The sequence below is a fragment of the Klebsiella sp. LY genome (assembly GCF_004010915.1).
Classification (GTDB): domain Bacteria; phylum Pseudomonadota; class Gammaproteobacteria; order Enterobacterales; family Enterobacteriaceae; genus Klebsiella; species Klebsiella quasipneumoniae.
Map to the genome: position 1 here is coordinate 18,061 of NZ_CP022441.1, position 15,272 is coordinate 33,332.

Here is a 15,272-nt window from a genome sequence, read left to right on the forward strand (position 1 = left end):
AGTCTGTAATGGCTCAATAGTAATGTCCGCCTGTGGCTCAATTCAGATGTCCGCGCTATGGTAAGCTTCACTGGTCCGTTTAAACTACCGGGAGGCATATCATGAGCGCAGAAAGCTCAGGAGTGTTTACTTTGAAAGAGATCAACCGGATCAAGATTATACAGGACGTCATTGAACGTCGCATCACAACGCGCCGTGCGGCCGAGCACCTCGGTATCAGCGACAGGCAATGCCGCAGACTTCTTGCCCGTTACCGTGAAGGCGGACCGCTTGGTATGGCCAGCAGACGATGTGGCATGCGTGGTAACCGCCAGTTGCCACCCGGGCTCGCAGATCAGGCTCTGGAACTGATCAAGACGCGTTATGCTGATTTCGGTCCGACTCTGGCGCGTGAAAAGCTCGAAGAACTCCACGGACTGTTTCTTGGCAAAGAAACTGTCCGGCGCATCATGGTGCGGGCTGGCTTATGGGTTCCCCGTAAACAACGTGCCGCAAGGATCCCTCAACCACGGTACCGGCGTCCGTGTACTGGTGAGCTGATACAAATAGATGGCTGTGATCACGACTGGTTTGAAGGCCGTGGCCCGGCCTGCACCGCGCTGGTCTATGTTGATGATGCAACCAGCAAACTGATGGAACTGTTGTTTGTTAAATCGGAGTCCACGTTTTCTTACTTCGAAGCCACGCGGCGCTATATCGATAAGCATGGTAAACCGCTGGCACTGTACAGCGATAAAGCCGGTGTTTTTCGTGTTAACAATAAACACGCCACAGGCGGAGACGGGCATACTCAGTTTGGGCGAGCCATGCATGAACTGAACATCCAGACTATCTGTGCAGAAACCAGTCCCGCCAAAGGGCGTGTAGAACGAGCTCACCTCACTTTACAGGATCGTCTGGTCAAAGAGCTGCGGTTACAGGGCATTTGTTCAATGGAGGCTGCAAATGACTTCGCTGAGGCCTATATGGCTGACTATAACCGCCGTTTTGGCAAAGTACCGCGACATGATTTTGACGTACACCGTGCTGTAGAACATGATGAGGACCTGGGGCTTATTTTCACTGTTCGTGAAAAACGTAAAGTCTCAAAATCGTTGACGATACAATATGATAAAATGTTGTACCTGATTGAAGACAGCGAACTGAGTCGCCGTGCAATAGGTAAATATATCGATGTGTATCACTATCCTGATGGCAGAAAAGAGCTGCGCCTGAACGGTACGCTACTTCCCTACTCTACCTACGACCGACTGTCAGAAATCGACCAGGGCGCGATTGTCGATAACAAGCGTCTTGGCCGAACCCTGGAGTTTATCAGTCTGGTGCAGAGCAAGCGGGATAACACGCGCTCTCAGTCAATTCCCGCTGGAGATGGCCCTTCCCGACGACGGCCAAAGCAGGAAGGGAAGAAATCCCAGCGCTCACTGGATAATGATGACATGCTCGAAGCACTCAAACAGCTTCAGTCACGTTCAGAGGACATTTTTGGTAAAAGAGCCCGCTGATGGTACTCACTGGCCGGACAGTGGTTGCTCACCAGTTGATATTGTCCGGCCAGACCCATGATGTATTATTCATTTCGTTCAGCATCTTTATGTCCTGCTTTTCACGGGCATACTTACCCCATAAAGAATGAAAAGAACGAACAATACTGATTAACTGCTTTTTTCTTTGCTCCGGAGATAGGCTGATAAAATAGCAGCACCTGCTGTCAATATTATCCTCAATGAAATTAAAATCAGAGTCTGATGCATATTTTACTGTTAGCATAATATCATTCGACGTTGTTCTCTCAGACTCTGTTAATGCTGATTCTATCAGGTATTCAAAGGCATACATGACAGACAGCTGGTTTTTGTCTGTCTGAATATAACCCATTGAGTTTCTGAGTATTGAGGACTGTACCAGGACCAGAGGCCATAAAAGCTCAACACCATAAAGCTTATATGTATCATGTTGATCATACTGATGTTGCTCAACACGACGATTACCTTCCCGTGCTTTACGAATATCATAGGCAAGGGATAACATAAATCCGTCTTTAACTTTAATCAGTGGGCTTTCATCCACGATGTAATGAATGAGTTCATGTAATTCATTCAGGGCTTCTGAATCTCCCCACAGTATAAAACCTGCATTGTTCGGCGTTAACTCGTATCGAAGCATGGGCTCAATCATCCTGTTGTTTCAGTCGGAGGAAAGTCTATCAGTAAAGAGAATGAGAGATCAAAGTGGTCATTTTAATTGAGCTGGATAACGGACATTTCAATTGAGCCTTGACAAAGTCTTTGATTTTACAGGTTCTTTTGATTTTATATGGGTATGGCCTGATATACGAAATGCCAATATGAACACAACAAACTCAGGCTGACACATACATCATTACAATGAGAACATTCATCAAGACTAACGTAATAACGTTAAGCCACAGTGAAACAATACTCTTGCTTATGAAAAGTTTAGTTAAATCTGGGGACTCATCTTTATAATCACCAGTTCTGGATGCTGCCTGTCTACGGTTCATGACAGCATAAATTTCATAATGACTGACTAAACGCAATATCAACACCAGATAAATTAGAAGAATACCAGCAATGATTAGATATCTTGAACCGTTAAACAAATCCATAACTGTCTCAATTTGAACGTCAAACATTGTATTCTATCTCACTTTTTGAGGAGATCGTCTTTCTTCCCGGGATACCGTGCTCATTCTTTAGTATCAGCATTTAACTGCAGAACGGAAAATTTCTGGGTTGAAGGTAGAGACACGTAACTTAGCTTGCACTGCTCTAACAAGGGAAAAATGCCGTCAGTTAACCCGGACAGGCGTAAACTAAGAGGCTGGATGAGCTTTCCTGATTGAGTAAATTTATCCGAAAGCGTTGATTGCTGCGTATAAATAGAAGGCTTTCCGGGGCTGGATGTCCAGCCATTCTGCCAGTCTGTATCCGACAGCAGATAATCCTGCCACCCCATTGTTCGAAGTGTGTCAATCATGCAGGTGAACCGGAATAAGGTACTCTGTTTTGTAAACTCACCTGAACTTGCCAGCCACAGGTATTCAACCTTTTGATATAAGCGTGCAGACGGGCCTTTAACCTTGCCCTGTTCCTGCAACCAGAGAATATCCTGCGCTAATGACCTGGGAAACAATTTGCGTTTCTGGGCAGTGGATAGCCATTGCATAATAAACATATGGATTTGTAGCGAAGACTGAATCTTTCCTTCCCTTCGGGCAAGCGCAACTGCGATCAGGATACACCATGAAAAATGCGCCAGTTCAGTATCTGGCCGTTTGGTAGGTAGAACAGTCAAAGAATTCTCCGGCGTAGTTCAGCAACTGGTGAAAGACCAAGAATACCACAAGAGAACCACTGACGTACCCCAGGCTTTTCAGGATGAAAAAAAACCACCTTTTTAAGGTGGTTTCGGAATGACTCAGCTTTTTCGCTTAAATCAGGAAATCATCAAGAGTTTTACCGGCATCCAGTTGAGCTTTAATTGGAGATGGTGTACGACCCTGACCAGTCCAGGTTTTACGCTCACCAGCATCGTCGATGTACGCATATTTAGCAGGACGTGGTTCACGTTGCTTGCGCACTTTAACGTTAACGGCTGCTTCCATCAACTCACTCGGATCAATACCGTCAGCGATCATCATTTCACGATAGTGACTGAGTTTTTCCAAACGCTCGCGATTAGCGGCTTCGAGCTCTTTTTCTTCTTCACTGCGTTCAGAGACAACCGTAGTGAGTTTTTCCAGTAGTTCTTCGAGAACCTCTAAAGGCAGTTCACGCGCCTGGGCGCGAAGTGTACGGATGTTATTAAGAACTTGTAATGTCTCGCTCATAGTTACCTCTTCTTGAACATCGTTATGCAGCTACATAACAACATTAAATTAACAGTTAAATGTCAGCAGGAGGCGTTGCAAGCTAAATTATTATCATCGTGAGATGATTTAAAAAATTCTGGCTCTCATGCTGTCTGTATGTTCTGTAACCCGGATACGCCCTGGTGTTGGTATGTTCATTGTCTTATAGAAAACGAACAATTGCATCTCGTAAAATCTGCCACTCCGTTTATGACTCAAGTAAAAGAGTCCAATGAACAGGTGATTTTTAAATTGTAAAGGTCATAAAAAAAATAATCAATGTTCTTTGATTCATTTTTTCAGGATGATGTCTATATCACCAGGCTTAACCATTACAGTGAAGTCTGAATGTTTACTCAACGATTATGTATGGAACTGATTTTTCAATATCATCTATATCACACAGTCCGTGGATTAAACCTAACCGCATCGGCACATTAACTCTTTGTTTTGCGTAAAGGTATGCCATAGCCCCCATGCAATATGTTTCCTGCCCTGAAGGTTGATACTGGCCCGTCTCATCGTCATTGAAAGCACCGGTAGTGTATGTTGTTTTATGGCAAAAAAAAGGAATATTGTCATTGGCGAGAAGCGTCGATTTTATGTCATCGATGCGTCCTTCTACTAAGGGAATAGGATTATTTTTAAGAAAGGGACAATCTTTGCAAGGCCGTTTCATAGCAAAGAGCTTCTTCACATTAAGGCTCATATTTCACCATAAGAAATTTCTATACAGATTGTAAAATTATACTACAGACTTAAGAATCAAACCAAAGTTCAGAAAACCTACAGTATCAGACCCTGGAGTATACAAAACCAAAAATTGAAGCTTCTCAATGTAGGTTTGTTAAACCACAATGATAATGAGCTTGTACATCATAAGATGGAGTAGTCGATAAGACGGGCAGCACATCCGGGACGAGTTTAAATTTCGACCAGTGAAATTATTTCGTCATATAAAATAGCCACGGTATGAGGTCATGTTTAGCTCAATCATATCAATACCGGCCCTGGACCTGCCTCACAGGACGTTGAGCTTATTATCTCTGTCGAAGGTATTTAAAACCCCGGGAACCAGTGCCGGGGCATTTACTTCACGTCAGGCAGGTTGTTTCTCTGGTATGATGCAAGCACATCATTAAGACCATCCAGGACCTTTTTATCCATAAACCGCATATGGATGTTTCCGTTTCCATACACAATAAATTTAATATTTAAATCCTTGTCGATATAGTCAACTTTCTGATAATCATTCTTCTCTCTAAGAGCAAAAAGCTTAGGTACGATAACATCCTGCTGGCTGTAAGATAGCCCTTCTATGTACCGGGAAATCCTGTAAAGATCATTGAGGCTGTTCAGGTCTCGATCCGTCATGTCAAGGTAGTATACATCCTTCTTGAACCCGTTCTTTATAACCATATTTTCATTAATAACAAAGCTACGGGCGTTCTTTTTAAAATCATGGCTCAGATTACCCAGGCATGAAACCAGACCCTCGCAGAGTATGTCTGCCCGATTGTTAACCGTATGAGCCACTTTCTCTCTTGCTGACTGAATCGTCATAATTGGTGGTTCTGTTACCAGTTCGTCAATAAATGATTTTAGTTGAGGTGCATTCCAGTAGATATTTAATGATGTTCTGTCGATGAGTCTCTTCCATGATTCTCTATCAATCAAAACTCTCGCCCTCTCTATCTGTTTATCTAAATGGGCAGGGTTAAAGCGAACATATGCAATTCTGAGCTGATCAATAAGGGAGATGCCCATCAGTTTTTCCGCTTCGGATATTGCAGTTAATCCATTAATAAAAAGATTCATTGCCATGTCCCGCTCAGACACAACGCTTTCTACAAGATTAGTTTCTTTCAGTTCGTGGGATGTCATATTATCTCCTTTTTTTTAAAAGGATGACATATTAGATCGCTTCGTCAATACCCTTTTTTAAATTCACATACTCATATAGAGCGAACGCGGAATTTTGACCATAATATTGCTGTAGTTGGAGAAAAGTAACTTTCAGGCGGGTATCGTTAAGAGATTGATGACTGGGTAGAAGCATTGGAGCAATGATTCAATCAAGAGTGGCTTTGTTATCAAAACCACCCTACTATTTTAGCCGCAGGCCAGATTAGATAGAGATATCAGAAGGCCACAGGAAATACATCTCTCCATTTTTCTTGTATCGATTAGGTTTGCTTTCACCGCCAATGGAAATCCCTAACGTTGTCAATTCATACTTACCATCATTATCTTTGAGGTATCCCGCAGTGATAAGCTTCGTATACATGTCGGATAACCCCATCTTGTGCTGTTTTGATAAATTTGTAGTGGTTAGTTTATTTGCAGGCTCGGCATTAGCTTCATCGTCTTTTCCTGCGCTGTCATCCGAATCAGTTGTTTTGTTATCAATGGATACGAAAGTTTTTTCGTCATTTTTTGTGGATGATTTCGAAAAATCTTTTTTCTGTTCCTGATTTTTTTTCGAATCAGAGTCAGCGGTTTGCAATGATGTTGGGGATGGAATGTTTTCTGTGCTGATCCGGATTAAACGCTGGGCCTCGGTAATAGAAGCATTGAATGCTTCCCGGTCTTCATCTTTTACAATTAATACCCCCAGTTCATGGTTATTGATTTGACTAAAATCATACAGATTCAGGCTGCATATCAGGCTCTGACTTTCATTAGCATAAAATTTAGCATGCAGATTCTGGCAGAAACTGAGCCGTACGTAGGGCAAACTGACTAGCCATTCATGGTCTTTTGGGTTGAGTTCAGATTTACCGTAGATGATACGAATATCTACCTTCATACGGTTTTTATCTTCAATTAGCTCCTTAATTCTGGCGCTTAGTTTCAGGTAAGGGCTTATCAGGATAATGCGCTCTTCGGCATTCGCTATAGTTTGCTCTACGTGATAATTCAAACCCGTTGTATTGAGAATCTGGACCATAAAAAACCTCGATTTTTCTGTAATTTCTGAATGACAGCGACAAAATAAAAGTTACTTTTTAAATGACCGCTGGTTCGATGCCTTAAAGGATGAAATGTCACTCAGTGCTTAATTATTTGCTTTACGCCACTGGCGTGGCTCTACCGCGTGTGGGTCAGACCATAACCCTTTACCTGCGTTACGTGCATTTAGCTCAAGAGACCCATACTGAGGAACCGTTAGCCGCCCCTGATAACGATATGCCCATGCCATGCCTTCTGCGACCATAACGGCATTAAGATCCTGGTTATTCAGATAGAGGGTACCAAGCATACGCCCATACACGTCCTGCCCGTGGTCCTCAATAACGACAACTTTGTTTGCTGCCATCTGAGTCATGGCTTGCTTTGCCTTCTGACCGAAGGCCTGCTTACTCTCCGGGGCATCAATCCCATAGAGCCGCACTCTGGTATTTGTAGCGCCGTCATAAACTTGGACAGTATCGCCATCAATTACCCGCACAACTTTCCCTGAAATGGTTTGAGCACAGGAAAGCATCGGCACCGATAAAATAAATACGGACAAAGGGACAATGGCAAATCTGGTCATCCGGAATTTAATCATTTGCTGTCTCTGGGTGATAATCATTTATTGTGAGTTGAACAGAAAAAAAACAATGAATTTGAAAAGTTACTTTCGAAGTATAGGTTACTTTATTAATTACATGCTATTGTGTCAATCTATATGAAAATTATTGCCGAAAGCGAATAAAAAAGCATGTCAGCTCAGGAAAAGGGGGGCTTATGTCTACTGTAAATGATGTGATTGTATCTTATGGAGTGGACAGTAAAAGGTATTCAAGAGACTTCCAGACCAAAGAGGAATTTAAAAAGAGCTGGTATGCAGTTTTATCTCGTGCACACGCTTCTGTAGACTCGAAGGTAAGCTGTTCCTGTAAGGGTAAAGGTCCAAAGTTACTTGCCGTAAAATATCATACAGGTGGCGATACGTATTTTCTGGCACGGTATCCGAATACAGGTAGCCAGCATTCTCCTGATTGTATTTTCTTCACACTGGATAAAGATAATTCCGGGTTAAAATGCTATACACATGGCGTAGTCAAAGACCTTAAAGATGGTGGCTTCGGCATCAGACTCGACGTTGCATTAGCTTCATCTGACTCCGAATCTACCTCGATCGTGCCTGTAGATAACAGGAACACACCTGGTGGCGTTTCGCAAAATAGCATGTCGCTGCTAGGTTTGCTCCAGTTCCTGTGGGATGACAGTGGTCTGAATCGCTGGTATCCCAAAATGACCGGGAAACGTAATCCAGGAAAGGTATTCAACCTTATTACCAGTTCATCGGAAAAAATTAAAATTGCATCACATCCACTCTCCACACATTTACTGGTTGGCACATATCCTTCTACTCCTCAGGAAACCAAAAACATAAAAATGACAGATGCGGTTATGCAAAGCAAGGAGCGTCTGATTTGCATCAATGCGTTGTCTAAATATAACTACGAGAAACATTCGAATGTGTCAAAGCGGCTTCCGGTAAGGTATTTTTCTGGCGTGCCGGTCGTGCTGATGAATACAGAGGACTGGACGTTACTGGAGAAGAGATTCCCCTCTGAGATAGCAAACTGGAGAGCAGGTGGCAATGTCATCTGTATTGCTATAGGCGAACCTGGTAAGTTTAAGGGTAAAGATACGTACTACCTCAAGCCCCTCCAGATCGCCCTGATGAACGTTGATGATAACTGGATCCCTGCAGATTCCAGCTATGAACTGACTATGCTTAATTATCTTCATAACCAGGGAAGAGCTTTCATCAAGCCACTAAGATATGACGCCTCTAATAATGATGTCTTTCCTGATTTCTGCCTGACGGATACAGGGGGGCATGAACTGTTTCCTATTGAGGTATTTGGCATGGATACAGCTTCATATCTGGCCCGTAAGGCGATTAAAGAAAGTTACTATAATGAACGATATGGAAAGAACGGTTGGGCATCATGGGTTGCACCGGCTGGCCCCTTACCTCAGTTGCCACCGAAAGCCAGAAGTTAGCCCCAGGTTATAAGGGCTTCGGCCCTTTACTCCTTCCCCGGCTTCACATCTCCACTACCATGGTTGAGTTCTGACTGATAAAAGGCAATTTATTGCCCCTCTCATTCGTTTGTTAGTCACAGCTACGCCGCCTTTCAATCCAGGCAACTGTATTGCTTCACATAATAATTGTGATTGATTACGCATGCTATTTGCTCGATCTCAGAAAAGTTACTTTTTTTGCAGACAGTACAGTTTGCAAAAGAACACTTAATCCATTTCTGGCTATATCACCCTTCCCTTCTTTACCTGGGATAATAAAATTTAATTAAGCCCCTATTTTAAACTTTTACAAACTAATCATGTTATTCTTATCCTGAGATTATTACCTGCTTTACATCGTTAAGGAGATCATCATGCCAACAGTAAAAACAGTTGTGTCTAAAGTTTTCTTTTTTAGCATCTGGCTGGCAATAGTACTTTACATAGCATATTTATCATTATCTAATTTCATGTTGAGAGGCATCGATCATGAAGTGGCTACCACTTACAATGATAGTGAAGGGTTTGTATCAGGTAATCCAATATCAGTAAAGAAAGTTGACCCTTCCGATGTCAGAAAAACAACGACCCAGGAGAAAGTTACTGGCGTTAAGTGGAACTATTATAGAATCGGTCAAAACGATACGATCGGGGTTTTTAGTTACCATCAAATCAAAGAGGGTGACATCCTAACGATTACCTCACCCACTGAAATAGTGCAAGAAGAACTCAGAAACGGACGTTTAAAAAAGTTTGAAGAATTCTCTTTTATCGAAAGCGTAGTTAAGAATAGTAAAAATGTACCTTTTGTTAAAGTTTGTATAACCAATGGAAGTTGTTTTTCAGCCATACGCTTATAGTAAAAAGGGCCTATTGGCCCTTTTTGTTTATTAAAGATTTAACGCCGAAATACACCAACCTAAAGCCTTGATATAAATCACGTTGTACACTTATTGCTCCCCAGAAAATCACCCAGGTTACCAGAAAATGAAAAAGCATCGCATATTTAAGCTCAATTCCAACTGATAAGACACCATTTATCGTGGCTTCAGCCAGAAACGGTGAGAAGTAATAGAGAGCAATAACAGGAATGATTGAGTAAGTCACAAATAACAGGGTTCTCCTGAGCGTAAGGTCGTCGCTTAATTTTGAATTAAAATCTAATCCAGTGTCTTGAGAGTGTGGTATACCTTTGATGTTCATAGTCGTTCCTTTATCAATGTAGAAAGTTATTTTTCTAAAACTTAACATGCTTACTGTCATTAAGATTTATTGGGTATTCGGGATTAGTCGTATCGTTTCGCTACTGACGTAGTTTAAAAAAAGCTTCAGGGCCTTACCGCCATCCTCCTCGTTATGCTGCTGGTCTATTTTCATGTGTATATTACACAGGGTGATAAATGCACCTGGTCGTGTGCTGTTGAGTCCATTACTTTTCTAAACATGATTCAGTTTTATAATTATATATCACATCATAAATTATAGGGCATGGTTTCAATGTGTTTGTTTTGAAAATTATTTAATAATCCAGACCAGTATCAACTATATCGTTAATGTTTTATTTTAAACATTCTGACCGGAAAGCCTGCCTGCCTTTCTCGCAAGACTCTTAAATAACATGACCATGCTGCTCATGACGGCAAACAAGGACGAGATTGCCCCCTACCGTTCTTCTTCCCGCCAAGTGTAAAAGTAACTTTTGGCGTATAAAGGGGTTCAGCCCTGCAGTCCTTCATCCGGTGACTTCCATTCTGAACCGTAAACCGGCCCGTTCTCATCCAGAAGGTATATTTTGCATCGCGTGCGCTACGTGAAATCTGACGTACTCACCCCTCCGTTTTTTTCCAGATTTCACGTAGCGCCACCTGTGTGAAAACCACTCCAAAAGTAACTTTTTCTCAGGTCAAAAGCCGGTCACCCACATATCGGGGAAAGTCACATTAATTTAACACATTGAATAATGGTATTTATTCGAAGTGTTAAAATGCCTGAAACTCAACCAAATAGATACCCGATCGCCATAATCCTTAAAATCTGAAGTTATCTTTCCGGACGGATTGTGGTGAGATTAATGAAATGCTTTTTCATTAATCTAAAACCAGATGCACGGAGTTAGTGTTAGCATGCTATCTGTTTTGCATGTGGCATTCACGATGCGGTACTACTCATATTTTCGGCGATATGTGACACTGTCACGCAACTACCATGGTTATGAACAGGAATTGAGCAGCGCAGTCGTGTTCAACGAGATGGTCAGGACAGAGTTTAATATCCTGCAGATTCAGAGTTGTCGGGTACAGCCGGGAAGTGTCAAACCGGCAAAGGGCCGAATGCTCCACATTCAACAAACCACCCCTGGTTAGTTGAATCCTTTGCCGGTTTTCACGAAGAATAGCATTTACCCAGCGAGTAGTGATCAGTCCTGCTCGACATTTTTATGTCCAGATATGAAGAGCTAAAAAATTTCTGGTTAAAAGCAATTTTCCTGCCCGTATGGAAAAACGCCGGGTACCGCAGTTGTTAAGATGGTTGTCACCTGAACAAACGGATGATTTTATGAAAATTATTGAGGTCAGCTACGGCCCCACTGATGGAGTATCCATTAGTGGTTTATATCTGCGAGAGACGACAACCACTCAAAAATCCGGCGCACTTTTAGGCGGTGGACTATCACAGTCCGGCGTAGTTCTGGGAGGTGGCGGATACTCTGGTAGCGAAACAAATCAGACGGGGCGATCGGCTATTTTTGCGCCTCCTCAGGGCAAAACAGCAGAACCGGATATATCGAGAATGCATGAACTGTTAATGTACCTGGCTGTGGGATTCATCGCATTGAACATTCTCACTTATGGTGCATATGGAGTTCTCATTCTCACTGACTTTGAGTTGTCAAAGACAGCAGTAGAGTTATTTGAAAGTTCGTTTTACTTTTATATGATAATAGGCATTGTCGCTGCCTTATGTATAATGCTAATAGCTCCAAGGGATTATTCTCCAGTCCATATGGAAAACAGGAGAAATGAACTAAGGAAGGATGTTTACCTTCGTCTCCGTTATGTCGATACTGACAATATCGTTTTTGATCCCGTAACGCTAACGGGTTGCCATGCTGACAGAGTCTATATTTATTCTTTAATTGAGAGCATTATCAGTTAGTTTGCATGGGAAGGCCTTGGCATTATCTGGTCTTCCCTTTTCTATTTGCCGGACTTGATGATATCCATTGGTGTTGAATTTTAAGGTAGCGTAATCGTATCGCTTCTGTAATCTATCCAAGTTTTATATGCCACATATAAACATGATGCCGGTAGATTTAAAAAATAACATATCTCTATCCCATCTTTCATCTTTTCCATTAAATGGGATATCCCGGCATCTCTGAAGTAAACCATGGAAATAACATACCAGACCCTTATAAACGGCATTGTAAGTATGTAGTGGAATGCAACGCTTGACACGAAAAAGACTGAAGATGTTAAAAGATATAGTATTCGTGAGATAGTGGTTGGCGCATAGTAGTTTACGAAGCCACTTACAACCCTTAGGGCTTATATTTCATGCTGCCCCTTTAAAACCAAAGATAACATTCACGAAATCATCTTAACACTGAGGTTTTCAAAAGGATTTTTTTTCACTCTTTGTACCCTTTCATATACATTCAGTGTTTATCCGGGTTTTTTGGTTCCTGTTGATTTCATATTTAAAAACACCCCCCTTACGTAAGAAATAAAACCTGGTAGGATATTCATATCAACTAGTCCATTTTTTAAATGAGGGGTTAATTTCATGGAAAGTACAGCACTTGTTCCTCTTGGCGTGTATCAACACTGTGCAATGGCTTCTGTAGCCTACGTGGAACACCGTCGAACAATGGGCAGGAATCTGGGGGAGCTGGCCTATGCAAAAGCCTTTTTCAGAGCATTAACGGGTAAGGCTCAAATTACATCGAGTGATGTCCGTCAGGTCGATGCATCTTATGACCCGTCAGTTCGCGGTGAGTCGACAAAAATGGATTACATGCGTGCTATCGATCTCCTTATTGATACGCGTGGAGAAGTCTTTACCCTGCCGCTCTCATGGTCTGTGGCTGTTGCGATGTTTCCAGGCATACAGAACCGGGTATCACAGCGACGCGATCACCGTGAAAAAATTATGGAACTGCGTGACCAGCGTAAGACCACCAGCCATTTGCAATCAAAAGAAATATCGTTCCAGAACGCTAAGACCGTTTCAAGCCAGCGCCTCATTTTCTGCCGTCCAGGAGAGCATAAACAATGGCTCAGGGACTGGCACGATGAGATCCACGGTCAGTGTCTTCGTGAAAGCGATATCTACATGATGCTAAGAACATGGTGGTCAAAATTTTGGGTTACCCGATATCGTAGTGATTATATCTGGTGCAATTCATTACATGAATTACTTGACGAAATTGATTATGTCCTTAGCTCAATGACTTTATTGGAATACAATTTGTGTGTTTCAGCATTGCCATTGAGTATTGCTTTTCAGTCAGATAAATGAACTTGTAAGTTAACTGGTGTACTTTTTAAGAAATTACGGCATGATGAGCCAATATATTTTTATTGTAATTTGTGAGTGTTTATATTATAAATTCCACGGCATGCCGAAAACATTCAGAAAACACCTCGGTAATGTTTTTTGTTTTTGTTTTAAATAAAAATAGACTCTTGATGCACAGTTTTTATTTAGTATGATGGACTCTCTATCCGGGCAATTGATTTGTAGCAAATGTTAATATCGAGGTGATTTAAATGGCTGACTATTATTCAAATTCTGCGTTTGTTATTGAAGCTACACCAGCGCAAAGTGAAGTTCTGTTAGAAGCAATGCATGAGTTGTTTGAGCCTGACAATGATTTTATTCAACGCATTACATCTGGTGATAGCCATGACGGTCTTTCTGAAATGGAACGTGTTGTGCGTCACTGTGTGCTGAATCACCCGGACAAAACTACAGTTGAAGTTATTGAAGACTGCGATTGGTCATTTGATGGTGAAATATGTTCTGAGGGTTTCCTTGTCCACAGTGATTGCGGTAATTTCAATTCAGAGCATGCAGCGCTTTTTGCCCAGGCTTCTCTAATTGCCTTCGGGAAAGATGAGCTTTTATCTTTTCAGATATCTTATACATGCGATAACTTCAGACGTACTGATGGTTATGGCGGTGCTGCCTGCGTAGTTTCCCGTGAATTTATTCGCTGGACGGGGAATTACGATTTTCTTGAAGCTGAAGAAACCGCCTTTACTGAACGCATGCACTATTACTTCTGTTCTTTTACTGAGGTTATCGGTGAGCTGGAATGTCCTGTGACTTTCATTCTATGTTGCCCGTCTAATGTAGATGCATCTCAGCGCTATAATGAAATATTGCTTAACTATCGAAGTGGTGGAAAAACCAATATCGACGGTAGCATTAAATTTTCCTCTTGTTCATCTCTCAAAAATGCCCTCCTGGAGCCTGTTACTCCGGATGAGTACCGGGTGATGGCAAAGTACCTTAAGGTGATGTGATCCACGGAGGCGGGAATTGGTCTCCCGCCTCTTAACACACTATTTAACTGAAACTCCGGTGACTAGATGACAAAACAAATTTTACCTGCTGAACTGGCCGAAATTGTAACCGCTCTACTGGTTAAACCTGAACTGCTGGGCGAACTGGACACACGTGTCGCTCATCAGGAGTTCATGAAGGCCATAGGATGTGTTGTAGCTGATTTCTGTGGTGGTATCGTTAACGGGGTGACTGACGGAGATATATCGAGTCCCTATCTTTCAGATGTCTACAGCACACCCTGTCTGCATATTGAAGCAGATGACCGTCTCCCTTCGCTGGAGCAAAATGTCTGGGCAAACTATCACATTGAAGGCTGGAAAGAAGCTGATGTTCTGGAGGCTGTATCTGTTCCTGCAACAGTGAAATCACAGCGAGCAGATATTCAGGGGATGTTAAGTAATGCCGGTCTTGCACTGGGTATCGAACAGCAGTTAAAACTCAAAATGGCAGACTGGCGAATTGCGGAAGGCTGTGAGCTGTTGCATGAGGAAGACGGAAGGCCTTACACCGCTACCCTCCATATAGCAAACCAGATATCACTTGAACTTGAGGACGAGTCTGGTGAGCCATCCTTTGGTGTACGGCTGGAGATTAACCACGGTGTCCCTGCTTTGCATCTTAACGTGGCCGGAGGTGATATCCTCCTGCATATGCATGTAGCACAGGGTGGCTTGATTCTGACGCCGGACCACTCCGGGGTGCAAATTGGTAGTGCTGAGCCTGATCGTCATTCCTACCATGATGATGCATCCCTGCTTGTGCGGTCATAATCTTAATACTATCCCGTTGAGCCAGGTGG

15 protein-coding genes are annotated in these 15,272 nt (G+C 42.5%); 7 read left to right on the forward strand and 8 right to left on the reverse strand.

The genetic code is table 11. The features are described 5' to 3' along the window. The first annotated feature begins 101 nt into the window (after window positions 1-101). A complete protein-coding gene (locus tag CE636_RS00130; protein WP_001567368.1) occupies window positions 102-1,505 on the forward strand; it encodes an ISNCY-like element ISKpn21 family transposase in 1,404 nt (467 codons plus the stop codon). Window positions 1,506-1,533: 28 nt separating this feature from the next. Here CE636_RS00130 and CE636_RS00135 read toward each other — a convergent pair whose 3' ends face one another. The 7 genes from CE636_RS00135 to CE636_RS00170 form a co-directional block, all read right to left on the reverse strand. Continuing rightward, window positions 1,534-2,166 carry a DUF6904 family protein gene (locus tag CE636_RS00135; RefSeq protein WP_001567369.1) on the reverse strand — a complete coding sequence of 211 codons (633 nt, stop codon included), beginning with the start codon at window positions 2,164-2,166 and terminating at the stop codon, window positions 1,534-1,536. Window positions 2,167-2,709: 543 nt separating this feature from the next. Beyond that, entirely contained in the window at window positions 2,710-3,318 is a 609-nt protein-coding gene (locus tag CE636_RS00145) for a DUF2913 family protein (protein ID WP_024266306.1), read from the reverse strand. Between the two features lie 136 nt (window positions 3,319-3,454). Next, entirely contained in the window at window positions 3,455-3,853 is a 399-nt protein-coding gene (locus CE636_RS00150; RefSeq protein WP_014839899.1) for an H-NS family nucleoid-associated regulatory protein, read from the reverse strand. A gap of 373 nt (window positions 3,854-4,226) precedes the next feature. Continuing rightward, window positions 4,227-4,583 (reverse strand): hypothetical protein, encoded by a 357-nt coding sequence (locus tag CE636_RS00155; protein ID WP_017901071.1) that lies wholly within the window; start codon window positions 4,581-4,583, stop codon window positions 4,227-4,229. A gap of 380 nt (window positions 4,584-4,963) precedes the next feature. Continuing rightward, entirely contained in the window at window positions 4,964-5,758 is a 795-nt protein-coding gene (locus CE636_RS00160; RefSeq protein ID WP_017901072.1) for a DUF4942 domain-containing protein, read from the reverse strand. A 244-nt stretch (window positions 5,759-6,002) separates the two neighbouring features. After that, complete coding sequence (locus CE636_RS00165; RefSeq protein ID WP_014839898.1) at window positions 6,003-6,824, reverse strand: phospholipase D family protein; 822 nt, start codon at window positions 6,822-6,824, stop codon at window positions 6,003-6,005. Window positions 6,825-6,932: 108 nt separating this feature from the next. Further along, window positions 6,933-7,427, reverse strand: a complete 495-nt coding sequence (locus CE636_RS00170) for a thermonuclease family protein (protein WP_017901073.1) — start codon at window positions 7,425-7,427, stop codon at window positions 6,933-6,935. A gap of 179 nt (window positions 7,428-7,606) precedes the next feature. On the opposite strand from CE636_RS00170, the gene CE636_RS00175 reads away from it, so the two are divergent. Beyond that, entirely contained in the window at window positions 7,607-8,878 is a 1,272-nt protein-coding gene (locus tag CE636_RS00175) for a DUF1173 family protein (protein ID WP_014839897.1), read from the forward strand. 395 nt (window positions 8,879-9,273) lie between these two features. Beyond that, window positions 9,274-9,759, forward strand: coding sequence for a hypothetical protein (locus CE636_RS00180; RefSeq protein ID WP_017901075.1), 486 nt, complete (start codon window positions 9,274-9,276; stop codon window positions 9,757-9,759). A gap of 10 nt (window positions 9,760-9,769) precedes the next feature. Here CE636_RS00180 and CE636_RS00185 read toward each other — a convergent pair whose 3' ends face one another. Continuing rightward, on the reverse strand, window positions 9,770-10,102 hold the full coding sequence (locus tag CE636_RS00185) for a hypothetical protein (RefSeq protein ID WP_017901076.1): 333 nt from the start codon (window positions 10,100-10,102) through the stop codon (window positions 9,770-9,772). Window positions 10,103-11,455: 1,353 nt separating this feature from the next. Here CE636_RS00185 and CE636_RS00190 point away from each other — a divergent pair. The 4 genes from CE636_RS00190 (at window position 11,456) to CE636_RS00205 (ending at window position 15,243) form a co-directional block, all read left to right on the forward strand. Then, entirely contained in the window at window positions 11,456-12,055 is a 600-nt protein-coding gene (locus CE636_RS00190; protein ID WP_025999330.1) for a hypothetical protein, read from the forward strand. A 630-nt stretch (window positions 12,056-12,685) separates the two neighbouring features. Further along, window positions 12,686-13,420: a plasmid SOS inhibition protein A gene (locus CE636_RS00195; RefSeq protein ID WP_024266320.1), complete on the forward strand. Its 735-nt coding sequence runs from the start codon at window positions 12,686-12,688 to the stop codon at window positions 13,418-13,420. A gap of 251 nt (window positions 13,421-13,671) precedes the next feature. Continuing rightward, window positions 13,672-14,430, forward strand: a complete 759-nt coding sequence (locus CE636_RS00200) for a hypothetical protein (protein WP_017901080.1) — start codon at window positions 13,672-13,674, stop codon at window positions 14,428-14,430. Between the two features lie 66 nt (window positions 14,431-14,496). After that, window positions 14,497-15,243, forward strand: a complete 747-nt coding sequence (locus tag CE636_RS00205) for a hypothetical protein (protein ID WP_017901081.1) — start codon at window positions 14,497-14,499, stop codon at window positions 15,241-15,243. Window positions 15,244-15,272: the final 29 nt, after the last annotated feature.

Bases quoted from the DNA above. Each gene is read 5' to 3' on its own strand.
- CE636_RS00130 (WP_001567368.1), top strand. From the start codon at position 102: ATGAGCGCAGAAAGCTCAGGAGTGTTTACTTTGAAAGAGATCAACCGG.
- CE636_RS00135 (WP_001567369.1), bottom strand. From the start codon at position 2,166: ATGCTTCGATACGAGTTAACGCCGAACAATGCAGGTTTTATACTGTGG.
- CE636_RS00150 (WP_014839899.1), bottom strand. From the start codon at position 3,853: ATGAGCGAGACATTACAAGTTCTTAATAACATCCGTACACTTCGCGCC.
- CE636_RS00155 (WP_017901071.1), bottom strand. From the start codon at position 4,583: ATGAGCCTTAATGTGAAGAAGCTCTTTGCTATGAAACGGCCTTGCAAA.
- CE636_RS00160 (WP_017901072.1), bottom strand. From the start codon at position 5,758: ATGACATCCCACGAACTGAAAGAAACTAATCTTGTAGAAAGCGTTGTG.
- CE636_RS00165 (WP_014839898.1), bottom strand. From the start codon at position 6,824: ATGGTCCAGATTCTCAATACAACGGGTTTGAATTATCACGTAGAGCAA.
- CE636_RS00170 (WP_017901073.1), bottom strand. From the start codon at position 7,427: ATGATTAAATTCCGGATGACCAGATTTGCCATTGTCCCTTTGTCCGTA.
- CE636_RS00175 (WP_014839897.1), top strand. From the start codon at position 7,607: ATGTCTACTGTAAATGATGTGATTGTATCTTATGGAGTGGACAGTAAA.
- CE636_RS00180 (WP_017901075.1), top strand. From the start codon at position 9,274: ATGCCAACAGTAAAAACAGTTGTGTCTAAAGTTTTCTTTTTTAGCATC.
- CE636_RS00185 (WP_017901076.1), bottom strand. From the start codon at position 10,102: ATGAACATCAAAGGTATACCACACTCTCAAGACACTGGATTAGATTTT.
- CE636_RS00190 (WP_025999330.1), top strand. From the start codon at position 11,456: ATGAAAATTATTGAGGTCAGCTACGGCCCCACTGATGGAGTATCCATT.
- CE636_RS00195 (WP_024266320.1), top strand. From the start codon at position 12,686: ATGGAAAGTACAGCACTTGTTCCTCTTGGCGTGTATCAACACTGTGCA.
- CE636_RS00200 (WP_017901080.1), top strand. From the start codon at position 13,672: ATGGCTGACTATTATTCAAATTCTGCGTTTGTTATTGAAGCTACACCA.
- CE636_RS00205 (WP_017901081.1), top strand. From the start codon at position 14,497: ATGACAAAACAAATTTTACCTGCTGAACTGGCCGAAATTGTAACCGCT.